Below are 13717 nucleotides of genomic sequence, written 5' to 3' on the forward strand. Positions count from 1 at the left end.
TAATTGTTTCGGTGCCTGGCACGCAAAGATGGCACTCATAGATTAAATTTCTGGATAATATTTCGTAGTTGTTGAGCCATTTCCGCTAAATTATTTGAAGAAGCGGTAATCTCTTCGATGCTAGCAGACTGTTCTTCGGAAGCAGCTGCGACATTTTGAATGTTTCCAGATGCTTGAACAGCTACAATGCCAACTTGCTCAACTGAATTAGCAATATTGCTAACTCCTTCATTCATGTTCGTAATGATGCTGTTAACCTGGTTCATTTCTTGTGTAAGTTCTGTTATATGTGCATAGATATCGCCAAAGGCTTCCCCAGATGCGTTAAAAGTAGTAGAACTTTCAGCAAGGTTATTACTGCTAATCGCCATTGATTTCACTGCTTGAGCAGATTCTTCTTTAATCGTTTCAATGCGTGTTCGAATACTATTCGTTGCTGTAAGTGATTGATCAGCTAATTTACGTACCTCTTCAGCTACAACTGCGAAGCCTTTACCATGTTCACCCGCACGCGCTGCTTCAATAGAGGCATTTAAAGCAAGTAAATTGGTTTGGTCTGTAATTTCATTTATAAGTGAAACGATATCACCAATCTCATTTGTATAAGTGCTTAAACGTTTTACAACATCTGCAGTATTGTGAATGGCCTCAGATGTGATTGCCATTTTTTCTGTAGCACTTTGGATTGTAGTATTGCCCTTTTCGGCAATAGTGGATGCGCTAAACGCCTTCGTTGTGACATCATTGACACTATCTACAACATCTGTCATCTTCGTCGAAATCATTGTAATATGACCTTCTACCTCTTCAATAGATGATGTTTGTCTTTCTGAGCCTGCAGCTACTTCCTGCATAGAAGATGTAATTTGTTGAATAGATGCGCTTGTTTGTTCGGAGCTGGCAGTTAATTCTTCTGACATGGCAGCCACTTGTTCAGCATTTTCTGCAATTTGCTGAATGAGCGTCCGTAAATCAGCCGTCATGTTTTGGATACCATCTGAAAGCTGAGCGATTTCATTTGTACCTTTGATTGGTAATGGGTCAACAGCTAAATCACCCTTTGCAACCTTATCCACATAACTTGTCATATTTTTGATTGGTTTAATGATGCCTTTACTGATGAAATAAGCAACAATGACACCAAATAGTGCAAAAATAATTGTCATGATGATGCTAACCCAAATAATTTGTGTTTGAAGTTCAGATATAAATGAAGCATCCATATCTAACCCAAAAAGAATATCCGTATTGTTGAATGGAATAAAAATCGATTTATGAATACCGTATTCGTCTTCATAGATCTCACTTATTTGCGTGCGTCCAGTATCTAAAGCCGCATGCATTTTTGGATCAAAAACGTAGTCTTCCTGATAACTATCCGTATTACTTAATGCAACGATATGCTCCTTACCATTAGCACGGGATAGTATATAGGCATTTTCAATTTCAAACTTTTTTGTTGTACCATTTAATTGTTTCAATATTTTTTCATATTGCGTTTTAATACCGTTATCTGCTGCTTTTACTTTATTTTTATCGATATCCTCGAAAATATTGCTAGAAATCACCCCTAACGATGATTCAAATTCCTTTATAACAAAATTTTCAATGATTTTATTAGAAACGAGAAATAACATGAAACTAAATATCATTGAAATAATTACGATTGGAATTGTTAAACTTGCAATATATTTATAGAGTAAAGAACTTTTAAATTTACTTAATATACTCAACTTGTAAATCCTCCAATAATACAACTTTTTGTTGTAGGAATTGAATCATAGCACTAATATGTTCTGTCTCAGTGTAAGGTGAGATAGAAAAGAATTTAGCTGCAGCTACTGGAACTTGTTGCTTTGTATCACTTGCGTTAACAGTGCAGACACGTGTCGTATCACCGAAAAATACTTCATCTCGTTCTTCACCTAAAATTTCAAAGAATGAAGCATTTAAACCATTAATGTACTCGATTTGATCTTGTGTATAATTTCCAGCTTGTTCATTTGCCCAGTCAAAGCCTTTTGGATATAGTCTAAAGGCTGTTACTGGTCCGATATTTGCGTCATTTACTACTTGTAACATTGGTAATTGATCAGCTAATTGTCTACGGAATGCTAAATTTACACGAACATAGTTAGCTAATATTTGTTGATAACCTTCTTTACCAAATGCCTGTAATGCAGCATAAATAGCAATTGAGCTACCCATACGAGAACATTCTAATGTATAACCAGTATGATATGAACCGTAGCCTCTATTGCCTACATATGGTGTATCAAAGTCATCAATATCTAATAGTTGTAAACTTTTTCCTTCTTTTATTAAAAATAGACTTGTTAAATATGGTGTTTGACCAAGCTTTTGGAAATCAAAACATAGACTATCCGCAATTGCGAGATGTTGCATACGTTGGCGAATTTGTTGTAAGCCTTTCAATACATCTTCCTCGAATTGTAGTGTGTTTGCATTAAAGTCGTAGTCATTGAAAAATGCGTAAAAACCGCCTAAAGCAGAGTCAGCATGGATATGTATTTGTTTTAAATCATATTTTTGTTCAAGTGTTGTTGCAACTTCCTTAATTGCCTGCACATCATCAATTGCAAATTGATCTGTAGCACCTGTAGTCGCTACGATGTAAACTGGAATACCACCATTTTCAATTACTTCTGTCATGCGTTTTCTTAAATCTTCCACGTCCATCGATTGGTCTTTACCTGCTTTTACACGTACTAAGTGGTTACTACCAATACCGACTGCTTCAATTGACTTTAATAAGCTATAGTGGGCGTTTTCTGAAGCGAAGCAATATAAGTTATTTGGTACACCTTCCTCTTTAGCGTGTGGGAATTGTTTTGCAATGGCAAGACGTAAACCACTAAATACCGCTCCTTGTCCACCCCAAGTTGTATAACCAAAGCTTTCTGTGAAATCATAACCAACTAATTTTGACATCATTGCGATAACTTTTACTTCGCATTCTGCTGCTGCAGGTCCATATACATCCCACAAATTGTTGCCATTAAGTAAGGCATTCGTAAATTGTCCCAATACACCAGGGATACTAGCCATTGGTAAAACGTTTGTGACAAAGTTGCGTGTATGATAAGGATGACCTTGCATTAATTGTGTTAAGTCTTGAACGACCTGATCAAGTCCAACGCCTGATGTAGGAACTTGGTTTTCTTGCATAAGATCTTTATAGAAAGTAGCAGAACGTTCTTGTATAGGTCCTAGTGTTGTTTTCTTTGGATCTTTTAATTGATCTAATGAAGTTACAATTTGCTCTATTAGAGATAAAAAGTTTTCCCTTTGTAAGCTGTTCCCATCTTCACTTTGAAATAGTTGTTGGATTTTCTTCATTTTCATCATCCTTTATTAGTTCATATTTCACCATTATTTAGATAATAATAGTACAATTTACTAAAGTCATAATAACATATTCTTATGGAAAATATATTCATATTTGAGCAGGATATTAAATTTCTATTATTTAAAATTATTAGAAAATATTTTCATTATATTTAAAGAATGATTTATAGAGAGAAGTTTGCGTCATTTTTTACTTTTATTACTATTTGATGCAACGAAGGTCCTGGTAAAAAGATTTATTAATATTTTATTAATATAATTAAATGTAAAATAGATACTTTTAGCTATAAAAAAATAGCATAATAAATCACAGTTTTCTTTATGGTTCTTTTTACTTATTTTATATAATTAGAGATGAGATTTTGACTAGTGGAATAACACACCACATTTTTTGTTATGCGGGTTGTTGGTTATATAATGCATAACTCGTTATTACAATGAATCATAAAGAGTTAACGTCGAAAGATTTTGAACTCGGGGGTGTTTAATTGCCAGTTGAGCCACATGTACATGAAGTCGACTATTTTGGAAAAAGTGGAAGACGTAAAAGATGGGTGATTATTGTAGTAAGTGTTTTAGTAGGTGCCAGTGTACTTTTGGCAAGTGCTCTGTTCGTCTCCTCAATTTTTAATAAACATGATGAGTCGGATTTTTCGGCCTATAAAACACTTGTAGGTACAACAACCAAAAATGATTTTGGTCAATTGACCTTAAATGAAGTGATGATTGATGATAATCAATTATTACTAAATGCAACATTTGAACCAGCAAAAGGCATGAATTTTAACTATCAAATATTTTTCTTTCCGCAAATACTAGTGAATGGTCAAGATTATATGGTTCGAAATGGGGGACAGACCATTGCCCAGTCAGCATCAACCTATACAATTTATAGCAGTGTGAAGATGCGTGATTTACCGAAAGATGAAATACTACATCTAAAAATTCTTTATAATGATTGGAATTGGGAACAACCAATCGATAATCCGTGGGCATTTGAAATTGAAGCTTCCCAAAAACAACTACAAGAGGATCGAAAAATAATCGATGTTAATAAAACAGTTCAGCTTAATGACGGCCAAGAAATTAATGTAGATAAAGTTGTTTCTACACCCATTTCGACTACGGTTTATTTTGAATCAAAGGAAACATTGAATGAATCCATTGACTTTAAAATTTTAACAGAGTCAGGAAAAACATGGCGTCACGACTCATCATATACAATAAATGAAGCACATACAAAGTGGGGGATTCGCTTCGATGCTCGTTATTTAACAGATAAAACGTATAAGCTAATCCCTGTAACGACAGGGGATATTGAGCTGGGGTCAGCTATCAAAATTCGTGTAAAATAAATTTTACACGCAACTAATTAATTTTTACATTATTTTAATAATAATAATGTATTCTCCATGTAATATGTTTGTATATTACGTGGAAAGTAGTTGAACTAATTGCCAAAGCTGTTAGAAATATTTCTTACTTCCTTTAAGCTAGGCTGTACTTCCTTTGGAGGACCAACCGCCCATTTAGGTTTTTTTCAAAATGAATATGTGCAAAAGAGAGAATGGCTTACGGATAAAGAATATAGTAATTTAGTAGCGCTAAGTCACTTTCTTCCAGGTCCTGCATCAAGTCAGGTCGGAATGGGTATTGGTGTCCTACGTGGAGGGCTTTTAGGAAGTTTAGTTTCTTTTCTTGGGTTTACATTGCCCTCTGTGTTGCTGTTAACGCTATTTGCCTATTTTTACAAGCATACGACGATGGACATGGGCTGGATTCATGGCTTGAAAATAGTTGCTGTCGCCATTGTTGCACAAGCAATTTGGGATATGTCAAAAAAATTAATACCAAGTATTTTACACTTGATGATCGCCATATTATCGCTTTTAACTGTTCTATTATGGGACAATCCGTTTGCACAAGTAATTGTCATAGCATTAGCTTGTTTAACAGGATCTCGCCTTTTTAAGCAAACAAAATTAAATACTGATGCTGCAAATAAAACTATGCCCATCTCTAAAGCGACAGGTGGATTGTTTCTCGCATTCTATGTCATACTACTGACGGCTTTACCGATAGCAAATACACTTTTTAAATACGAATGGCTTATGATATTAGAAAAGTGTTATCTAGCAGGAGCTTTAGTATTTGGTGGTGGGCATGTAGTGTTGCCATTGCTAGAAACACAATTTGTACAAAGTGGCTTAATGAGTTCTACTGACTTTATAGCAGGGTATAGTCTTGCGCAGGCAGTGCCTGGTCCATTATTTACGTTTGCCTCCTATATTGGTATGGTCATTGCTGGATTACCAGGAGCAGTGGTAGCGACAGTGGGTATCTTTCTACCAGCATTTCTTTTAATCATTGGAGCAATGCCCTTTTGGCTTTCTCTGCGCAGTCATACAGCATTGCAAGGTGCAATGGTCGGTGCGAGTGCTGCGGTTGTTGGTATTTTAGCTAGCGCTTTTATTCATCCCATTGTGACCCAATCAATACAAAGTGGATTAGATTTTCTTTTAGCAGCCTTATTTTTATGGCTGACCATGAAACGAGCATGGTCACCTTACCTATTAGTAGTATTGGGGATAGTCGTTGGACTTATATGTTACTAAAGTAAACTGTGGCATCGGAAATACGGCAATGTCTTGCCAAAGGTTTACTAGCTCGGTGCCAGGCACTCAAACAATTTAGTTTGCACGCAATAAGTGTTAGATTGATGGTAGTCAATCTAACACTTTTTCTTTTTTGTCCTGGACGTTTTATATAAGCTCTTCTTTTTGAATTGCGAGTTTTTTCATATGATATTGCAACGATTGTCGGGAAATATTTAATTGCTTCGCAGCAGCTGATATATTTCCATCACACTGTTGTAGCACTTTCCGTATATACTGTTCTTCATTTGTATGCATAAGTGCTTTGAAAGGGCGTTTTTTAGATGGGGCCGCTTTTATTGAAATTTTATTTTTTAAATAACGTGGCAGCATATCTTCTGTAATATCGCTGTCAGAACTCGCTTGAATTACAATGTTTTCAATTAAGTGCTCCAGTTCACGTACATTGCCAGGCCAATCGTAAGCAACAAGAATTTGATAAAGGTCAGGCTTAATCGTGATATTTGCCTTCATATATTTCAGCACATTTTTATGTAAAAAATGCTGAATAAAGAAAAGGATATCCTCTGGTCTCTCACGTAACGGGGGGATATATATACTTGAATGGGCTATACGATAAAATAAGTCAAGCCGCATTCGCTCGCCAGCAGTTAGTAGCTCTGGATCTTCATTGGATGCACTAAACACCGTACATTCGATAGGAATAAGTGTATTACTGCCCACTCGTCGAACAGCACGTTCTTGCAGGACACGCATTAATTTAGGTTGAAGCTCCATTGGTAATGAATTGATTTCATCTAGAAAAAGAGTTCCATCTTTGGCATATTCAAAAAGGCCTTCTTGGTTTGTAGCACCAGTAAAAGCCCCTTTAACCGAGCCAAAGAGCGTGCTCTCTAACAATGTAGCAGGGATGGCAGCACAGTTTATGGCAACGAAGGGCTTTGTTACACGAGGGCTTAAATTATGCATGCTTTGGGCAAACAATTCTTTACCTGTGCCAGTTTCCCCAACTATTAATGTATCCGTATTATAATTTGCAATATTTTTCGCTTCAGATATTGTTTGAAGGAGCTCGTGACTGTTCCCTTTGATATCTTGAAATGTGTAAATCGTTCCGTTATTCCGTTTGACTTCTTCGGGTACCTCCATTGTCTCACGTTTGGAATCCAATGTTTGTTGTAATTGATTTCGTAAGCTTTTTTCCGTATGGGTAATTGAAAAAACACCAATGGTTTTATTATCCTTTTGAATAGGGAACGAACTGTAACCTACAAATTTAGGTTCATTTTCTGAATAGGCATGTGCTCTATATTTCGTATAAATGGGTTTAGCTGTTTTTAAAATATGATTATGCTCTGATAGTCTACGATCTTGATAGTTATACGCATCCCACAGCTTCTTGCCAAGCATGTCCTCTTTTTTATGCTCCTCCATTTTAGCGAGTGCCTCATTGTAATAAATAATGTCCCCGTCTTCATTGCTCACAATAATCCCTTCATCTAAATGCTCTATAATTTCCTCTAGCACAAAAACTTTATTTTGTAAGGAATGCTGGAAATCTACTAAGTTTTCTACCGAAACAATATACAATTGCTCTGGAAAATAAAAAGGCTCTATTGTAAAAGATAGAAGCTGGTCTTGTATTTGTAATTGTTGCGGTTGATGCAAGCTTGTCACATCAATGGCAGCAAAGATTTCTATAGGCATATCCACTTGGATATTTAACGAGATACTTTCATTGAAATGCCACCATTTCACCTTGAATGAGTTGTCTAGTGCAATGATATTCGCGCCTAAAAAAGCTGTGTAACGCTGCAATTCGTTGTTCATACAAAAACCTACTTTCACTCGTTATTTTGCATGCAAAATTTATCTGCTTTGCCCTTTATCGTATCACAATTATTTTCTGAATAAAAACAATATACAGAATATTAAAGAGGTGCAAAATATATCTGCATAGACTTTCCATTTCGTGACAATAACAACGATCGAATGCTAATGTACATCATTTGGGAAACAGCATGTATTTCACATTTTTAAAATTTTTTTGAGTGTTTTGGAAAGTTGGCACACTATTTGCATTATTAAAGTGTGTAGTCACAAAAAAGGAGGAATTTTCAATGACAAAACCAGAAATTTTATATTCAGTAAAAGCGCAGCGAGGAAATACATTACGATGCAAAGGATGGCGCCAAGAAGTTATTTTAAGAATGCTAGAAAATAATATGGAAAATGCCGAAAAACCTGAAGAGCTCGTGATTTACGGGGGGATTGGGAAGGCAGCTCGTAACTGGGAGTCCTACCATGCCATTGTAGATTCCTTAAAAAATTTAGAAGATAATGAAACGCTTGTTGTACAGTCGGGGATGCCAGTTGCTGTTTTTAAAACTCATAAATATGCACCAACTGTTGTTATGGCAACGACAAATATTATGAAAGCAGATTGGCCAACATTTTATGATTTACAAGAAAAGAACTTAACGATGTATGCCAATTATACAGCGGCACCTTGGGAATATATCGGTACACAAGGCGTTATTCAAGGTACATTTGAAACGCTTTCGGCAATTGCACGATTGCATTATAACGACTCACTTGTTGGGAAAATTTTATTGACTGCTGGTGCAGGCGGTATGGGTGGCAACCAGACACGTGCGATGACAATGCACGGAGGTGTCGCTATTTTATGTGATTCCAATATTGATATTATTAATCGTCGCATTGAAAAGGGCTTTATTGACATTGTTGTAGGTTCTTTAGAAGAGGCGATTGAACTAGCAAAAACGAAAGCGGCTGCTGGCGAAGCGCTTGGTATAGCAGTAGTAGGTAATGCGGCAGATATTTTCGAAAAAACATTAGAAATTGGCTTTTTACCTGATATAGCAACTTCCATGACACCTGCCCATGACCCGATTGCCTATTTACCAGCTGGTTACAGTGTCGAAGAGGCTGACGCGCTACGTGATAAAGATCGTCTTGCATACTTAGAAAAAGCACGCCATACGATGGTTCGCGAGCTGAAGGCATTAATAGCTTTATTAGATAAAGGTGTACATTCGTTTGAATATGGCACAAGTATTCGAAAAGAGTGCATTGATGCTGGATTTGATGAGAAAGAGGCGAAGCGTTTGCCAGGATTTGTAGCAGAATATATCCGTCCATTATTCTGTGAGGGGCGTGGGCCTTTCCGTTGGATTTGCATGTCAGGAGAGGCAGAGGATTTACGGAAAATTGACGATATGATTTTAGAGAAGTTTAGTGATGATTTCCTTGTGACTCGCTGGATTAAGCTTGCAAAGGAGCATATTCCGATAGAAGCATTACCTGCTCGAATTTGTTATATGGGCTTTGGACAGCGTAAAAAATTCGCATTGGAAGTTAACGATATGATTAGACGAGGGGAGTTAAGTGGCCCAGTTGCCTTCTCCCGCGATAATTTAGACTCTGGTTCCATTGTCAATCCAACATTTGAATCTGAAAATATGAAGGATGGCGGAGATTTAATTTCTGACTGGCCAGTATTAAATGGTTTATTAAATGCAGTTGGTATGTGTGACTTAATTGCGCTTCAAGCTAACTATTCAATGGGAGAGGCTGTGCATACAGGTGTGACGATGATTGCTGATGGAACAGAGGAATCGGATATGCGCTTAGAAGTAGCAATGACAGTGGATTCAGGTATTGGCGTTGTGCGACATGCACAAGCAGGTTATGAAACTGCAAAAGATGTAGCGAATGGGAAAGGAAAATTAACGGATGAAAGTATTCAAATCCCATTATGGTGGGAACCAACTGCAACTTTTGGTCCGAAAGATTTGGTAAAAGAAAAAGTGTAATGCATTTTTAGGAAAGAGGCCAGTGCAATAAACAATAAGAGATGCTGGCCTCTTGTTAGTTAAAAAGGAGGAATGTACATGAAAAAAGCTGATATGTCACCTGTGGATTTTGACAACCTTCTAGAAGGTGTATCGCATCAATATAAAAAGTCAGCCATCTACAAATTTTTTGCTTTTAGCTTATTTGGTATTTTCATGTTCTTTATCTCTATCACCCTAAATGGTAAAAAAACAATACCACTTGATCATTTAGTGACATTTATTCGTACACAGTTTTCGTCAGCCATTGTTTACTATATTTTAATCATTGTTATTGCTGGCGCCGTTTATCCTTTTTATAAAAGAACGTGGAATCGATCGGTAGTAGAAATAGTAATCTCTCTATTAAAAATAATCGGTGCAATTGCCTCTATATTAGTTGTCTTTAAAGTTGGTCCGAGCTGGCTATTAGCTGCAGATATGGGACCCTATTGGTATAACTCACTGCTTACACCAATCGGAGTATTAGTTCCAATTGGTGCCATATTTTTAGCTATGTTGGTAGGCTATGGATTGTTGGAGTTTATCGGTATTATAGTGCAGCCAATTATGCGGCCAATTTGGAAAACGCCTGGTCGATCGGCGATTGATGCGGTTGCCTCTTTTGTCGGTAGCTATTCTATCGGTTTATTAATTACGAATCGCATTTATAAGGAAGGAAAATATACAACAAAAGAAGCGGTGATTATTGCTACTGGATTTTCGACCGTTTCAGTTACCTTTATGATTGTCGTTGCAAAAACACTAGGTTTAATGGATATTTGGAATCTTTATTTTTGGGTGACGTTTCTCGTGACATTTTTAGTAACAGCCATCAGTGTTCGGATTTGGCCTATTCGTAATATGAGTACGGACTATTACAACCAGATGGATGGGGATGTAGAGAAAATTGTAAAAGAAAAACGTTTGCAATGTGCATGGAGAGAGGCGTTACAAACAGCTGAAAATGCACCGAATCTGTGGCAAAGTATGAAGGACAATGTGAAAGATGGTTTAGTGATGGCTATGGGAATTTTACCAACAATTATGTCCATTGGCTTAATCGGTTTATGGCTTGTTAATAATACACCTATCTTTGATTATGCTGCTTACTTATTTGTACCTATTACCTATTTACTGCAAATGACAGAGCCGTTAATAGTGGCAAAAGCGGCCGTCATTAATTTAATTGATATGTTTTTACCTTCACTTGTAGCTATAGATAGTGCTATAGAGACGCGATTTATTGTTGGAACTTTATCGATATCTGCCATTCTCTTTTTCTCTGCATTAATTCCTTGTATTCTATCAACGGAAATTCCCATTTCTTTAGGCAAGATGATTGCAGTATGGTTTGTACGAACAGTTTTAACGCTCATTATCGTCACGCCTATCGCCTATATACTTTTGTAAAGGAGTGGTCGTGTGTTAAAAAGACCAGACATGATTATTCAGAATGCAGCACAAATATTACCTTGTACAGGTGATAGCATGCAAGACTTTCAGGTGTTAACCAATCAGGCAATCGTTATAGAGGGACAAAAAATTATCGATATTTGTAGCCATCAACAGCTTGAACAACGCTATGTAGTGGATGCTACTAACAGTATTGATGCAAGTGGGAAAGTAGTGGCTCCTGGCTATATTGATGCACATACACATCTGGTGTTTCATGGTAGTCGAGTTGAAGAGTATGCTGCTAAACTTACTGGAAATATAGAAGAAAATTTAAAAAAGCTTGCTATTACGACAGGACCAAATCGAACAATCGAACTTACGCGAGATACTGCTGAGGAAGAGCTTTTTGAACAAGCGAAAAAACGAATATTGACGATGCTTAAACATGGTACAACAACGGTAGAGAGTAAAAGTGGCTACGGTTTAACACTAGAAAGTGAGCTAAAAATTTTACGAGTAGGTCGACGCTTAAACGATTTTACTCCTCTTGATGTAGTCAATACATTTTTAGGAGCGCACGGGATTCCAGATCATTTAACAAAGGAACAATATGTGGATGAAATTGTTGAAGTGATGATTCCGCAAGTAGCTCAACATCATTTAGCAGAGTTTTGTGATGTTTGGTGTGATGAAGGCTATTTTACTGAGCTTGAATCCGAACGTATTTTACAAGCGGGCTTAGCACATGGATTATTACCTAAAATTCATGCGGATGCCTATTCGTATATCGGTGGTTCAGATTTAGCTGCGCGCATGAAAATGATTTCCATTGACCATCTCAATTACACACCAGAAGATGTTATGACACAACTAGCGAAGGCTGGAGTTGTCGGTGTATTAATGCCTGCATTAGATTTCGCTGTTGCCCATAAGAAACCATTTGAAGCGCGGAAAATGCTTGATAAGGGTATGCAAATAGCACTAGCAACAGATATGTGCCCTGCTTGTTATACGACTTCTATGTCCTTTGTAATTAATTTAGCATGTAGACTCTATCAATTTTCAGTAGAGGAAGCAATTAAGGCGGCGACAAAAATGGCTGCAAAGGCTCTAAATCTTGCAGATCGAGGAACAATAGAAGTTGGTAAAATGGCAGATCTTCAAATATGGGATGTACCAAATTACAAGTATGTAGCATATGAACTTGGAACGAATATTGTAGAGACGGTTATTAAAAGCGGGCAAATTGTTATAAGTAATGGGACATGGGCTAAGGAAGGCACATTTAGTTAGAAGGGAGAATTAGTAATGACAATTGAATTTGCATCGAAAGCAGCGTCATATGTAAATGAAGAAAAGTTAGTACAATTATTTTTAGAAATGGCTAAAATTAATGGCCCAAGTAGTAAAGAGAGTCTAGTAGCAGCATTTTTAAAAGAGGCATTACCGAAGCTTGGTTTTCAATTAACATTCGATGAAGCACATGAACATTTTAATGGTGAAGTTGGGAATCTAATTGCTTGGCATCCAGGAACGGATAATACGATTCCGCCATTATTTTTTTCTACACATATGGATACGGTATTACCAACCGAGCACCTCAAACCTATTATCAAGGAAGGGATTATTTATTCAGATGGTACGACGATTTTAGGGGCGGATGATCGGGCGGCACTTGCTTCTTATATCGAAGCAATGCGCGCTATTATTGAAAGTGATGTCCCGCATGGCCCAATTGAATTCATTTTAACAGTAAATGAACAAGCAGGTTTAGTTGGTGCAAAATATATGGATTATAACAAGATTAAAAGTAAAAATGGATATATCTTTGATAGTAGCGGGGATGTTGGTCAAATCATTTTACAAGGTCCATATAGTAGTAGAATTTGGTTCACTGTGAAAGGCAATGCCGCCCATATAGCGCTCAATGCAGAGGCAGGAAATAATGCATTTATCATTGCTTCCGAAGGGTTGTTATCAATGGAGCTTGGAGAAATTGATAGTGAAACATTAGCAAATGTAGGGATTATAAGTGGTGGAGAACTAACTTCAATAATACCAGGTTCAGTGACGCTTGGTGGCGAAGTAAGAAGTTTTTCAAAGGAGAAGCTGGACGCACAATTGCAACATATGCAACTAGCGATGGAAAGAGCAGCACAGAAATTTCAGGGGACGGTCGAGGTTAACATTGAAGAAAAGTATTTGGGCTTTAATATTTCTGAGGAAGATGATCTTGTGAAAACGGTAAAAAAAGCGGCTGATAATATTTGCGTTTCATCCTATTTAACAAAAACATTAGGTGGCGCAGATACGAATGTATTAAATGAACATGGATTAACGTGTATTACGCTCGGGAATGGATTTCAGAATATTCACTCTTTTAGAGAAAATATTAGTATTGAAAACTTAGTTAATACGGGTAGATTAACTGCTGCATTAATTGAGCAGTGGTATGAACGCCATAAAAATTAAAGGAGGAGA

9 protein-coding genes are annotated in these 13717 nt (G+C 36.8%); 6 read left to right on the forward strand and 3 right to left on the reverse strand.

Going from position 1 to position 13717, the window contains the following annotated elements; translation table 11 throughout:
* Positions 1-35: 35 nt before the first annotated feature.
* Entirely contained in the window at positions 36-1733 is a 1698-nt protein-coding gene (locus ACIQ1H_RS02190; protein WP_402886190.1) for a methyl-accepting chemotaxis protein, read from the reverse strand.
* Positions 1717-3360 carry a pyridoxal phosphate-dependent decarboxylase family protein gene (locus tag ACIQ1H_RS02195; protein ID WP_402886192.1) on the reverse strand — a complete coding sequence of 548 codons (1644 nt, stop codon included), beginning with the start codon at positions 3358-3360 and terminating at the stop codon, positions 1717-1719. The genes ACIQ1H_RS02190 and ACIQ1H_RS02195 overlap by 17 nt, the downstream gene beginning before the upstream one ends.
* A gap of 497 nt (positions 3361-3857) precedes the next feature.
* Between ACIQ1H_RS02195 and ACIQ1H_RS02200 the strand changes: the two genes are divergently transcribed.
* Together ACIQ1H_RS02200 and chrA are read left to right on the forward strand one after the other, a co-directional pair.
* Positions 3858-4724 (forward strand): DUF4179 domain-containing protein, encoded by an 867-nt coding sequence (locus ACIQ1H_RS02200; protein WP_402886194.1) that lies wholly within the window; start codon positions 3858-3860, stop codon positions 4722-4724.
* A gap of 99 nt (positions 4725-4823) precedes the next feature.
* The gene (chrA, locus tag ACIQ1H_RS02205) at positions 4824-5984 is read left to right on the forward strand and encodes a chromate efflux transporter (RefSeq protein WP_402886196.1); all 1161 of its coding nucleotides are present in this window, start codon (positions 4824-4826) and stop codon (positions 5982-5984) included.
* 147 nt (positions 5985-6131) lie between these two features.
* On the opposite strand, the gene ACIQ1H_RS02210 is transcribed toward chrA, so the two are convergent.
* Positions 6132-7814, reverse strand: a complete 1683-nt coding sequence (locus tag ACIQ1H_RS02210; RefSeq protein ID WP_402886197.1) for a sigma-54 interaction domain-containing protein — start codon at positions 7812-7814, stop codon at positions 6132-6134.
* A 290-nt stretch (positions 7815-8104) separates the two neighbouring features.
* On the opposite strand from ACIQ1H_RS02210, the gene hutU reads away from it, so the two are divergent.
* From hutU to ACIQ1H_RS02230, 4 genes are all read left to right on the forward strand, one after another.
* On the forward strand, positions 8105-9820 hold the full coding sequence (gene hutU / locus ACIQ1H_RS02215) for a urocanate hydratase (protein ID WP_402886199.1): 1716 nt from the start codon (positions 8105-8107) through the stop codon (positions 9818-9820).
* A gap of 78 nt (positions 9821-9898) precedes the next feature.
* A complete protein-coding gene (locus tag ACIQ1H_RS02220; protein WP_402886201.1) occupies positions 9899-11251 on the forward strand; it encodes a YjiH family protein in 1353 nt (450 codons plus the stop codon).
* A gap of 12 nt (positions 11252-11263) precedes the next feature.
* The gene (hutI, locus tag ACIQ1H_RS02225; RefSeq protein ID WP_402886202.1) at positions 11264-12529 is read left to right on the forward strand and encodes an imidazolonepropionase; all 1266 of its coding nucleotides are present in this window, start codon (positions 11264-11266) and stop codon (positions 12527-12529) included.
* Between the two features lie 15 nt (positions 12530-12544).
* Positions 12545-13708, forward strand: a complete 1164-nt coding sequence (locus ACIQ1H_RS02230; protein ID WP_402886203.1) for a M20/M25/M40 family metallo-hydrolase — start codon at positions 12545-12547, stop codon at positions 13706-13708.
* Positions 13709-13717: the final 9 nt, after the last annotated feature.

The organism is Lysinibacillus sp. NPDC097279 (genome assembly GCF_044761745.1).
Classification (GTDB): Bacteria; Bacillota; Bacilli; order Bacillales_A; family Planococcaceae; genus Lysinibacillus.